Annotated in this window: 1 protein-coding gene and 1 pseudogene; one reads left to right on the forward strand and one right to left on the reverse strand. The window is 65.9% G+C overall.

The genetic code is table 11. The features are described 5' to 3' along the window. A partial coding sequence (locus AHiyo1_RS00880) for a phosphatase PAP2 family protein (RefSeq protein ID WP_113990551.1) occupies positions 1–781 on the reverse strand: 781 nt, incomplete at its 3' end. 253 nt (positions 782–1,034) lie between these two features. Between AHiyo1_RS00880 and AHiyo1_RS00885 the strand changes: the two are divergent. Then, positions 1,035–1,730 (forward strand): annotated as a pseudogene (locus AHiyo1_RS00885) (response regulator transcription factor); the annotation flags it as partial.

Here is a 1,730-nt window from a genome sequence, read left to right on the forward strand (position 1 = left end):
TGACAAGATCCGCAAACCCTCCGCTGTACAGGGCCAGGAGGAGCAGCAAGGCGGAGACGGCCAGCCGGATCCGGCGCCTCCACAGGGTGGCCATGGACGCGGTTCCGGCCATGGCGGTACCGATGATGAACGCGCTCGGACCCATGAAGAGGTGGCCGCCCATCTCCGCTTTCCAGCTGCCGAGCAACCCCTGGGCCGCGGCGAGGAATCCAAGGGCAATGCCAACGCCCAGGATCTGGGTGGAGACGGCGGCGATTGCGTACTTGAGGCTTCCCATCCGCCGTTCCAGGGGCGGACCGAGCAGCAGCACCAGGGCTGTTCCGCGCAGCCGTGAGAAGGCGACCAGGGCAACGAACAGGGTCCCTGCGGTCAGTGCAGCAACGCGTTGTGTCGTGGTCCGGGCGAGGACGATGGTGATGGCGAGCACCAAGGCCAAGGCGACGGCTGTGTGTCCGGAGGGGAAGCTGCTTGTCCCCGTCGGCGTGGCAAGGGATCCGACGGCGTCCGCCGGAGGCCGTGGGCGGCCGACCAGGATTTTGGCGGCCGAGGAACCGAGCCATCCGGCAGCCACGACGGAGCAGAAAGCGAGGGCCTGGACCGGCCTGCCCCGGACCCAGGCCAGGTAGGAACCAATGACCAGCACGAGCAGGACCGCCCCCACCGGGCCGATCCCGTAATTGATGGCCTGGCATAGCGAAACCAGGACGTTGATCCGTCCGTGGCTCAGGGAGATGTCCAGGGCAAGCTCGGGTGCCGAAGCCCCGAAGCCCTTCGCTGACATCCCGGCCGCCACGGTGCTCCGAACACCAGGCCGCGGCGGGAATCCACCACCATGAGCGCAGCCCGGGGACCAGGGTGGCCGCAGGCCCGGGGGTGGATTCCACGGTGCTGTCCTGACTGTTGCTCATTGACGGGTGCTGTGACCAGCATGCGCTGGCGGCTCTGAGAGGAAGCTGAGGACGACACCGCTGTTTCTCAGGTAGCGCTCAACAGCGGTCGGGGATACTGCCTGTATCGACAGAGAGGGGCCGGCCGTGAGGATTCTGCTGGTCGAGGACGAGAAGATGCTGGCCGAAACGCTCCGGCGCGGGCTCTCCAACGAGGGTTTCGTGGTGGACGTGACCCACGACGGGGTCAGCGGGCTGTGGGCTGCCACGGAAAACCCCTACGACGTGATCCTGCTTGATCTGATGCTGCCGCTGAAAAACGGGTACGGCGTGTTGAAGGAAATCCGGGAACGCCGGATCTGGACCCCGGTGTTGATGCTGACCGCCAAGGACGGCGAATACGACCAGACGGATGCGTTCGATCTGGCGCGGATGATTATCTGACCAAGCCCTTCAGCTTACTGGTCCTGGTTGCCAGGATCCGGGCACTGATGCGCCGCGGCGCCCCGGAACGGCCCGTAATCCTGTCCTTGGGGACTTTGAGCATGGACGGTCAGGCGCAGTGTCAGCCGCGGCGGGGAAATGATCGCGCTCACTGCCCGGGAGTACGGGCTGCTGCAGTACCTGATGCGCCGTCACGACCAGGTGGTGTCAAAGTCGGAGATCCTGGACAATGTCTGGGACCCCGCGTTTGAGGGCGGAGACAACGTCGTGGAGGTCTACATCGGTTACCTGCGCCGGAAAATCGACGCCCCGTTCGGGCTGCAGACCCTCACCACCGTGCGGGGAATGGGATACATGCTCACCGCCGGCCGGTCTCCCGCCCGGGAAACCCGGACGGAC

This window comes from Arthrobacter sp. Hiyo1 (assembly GCF_001263615.2).
Lineage (GTDB): Bacteria > Actinomycetota > Actinomycetes > Actinomycetales > Micrococcaceae > Arthrobacter.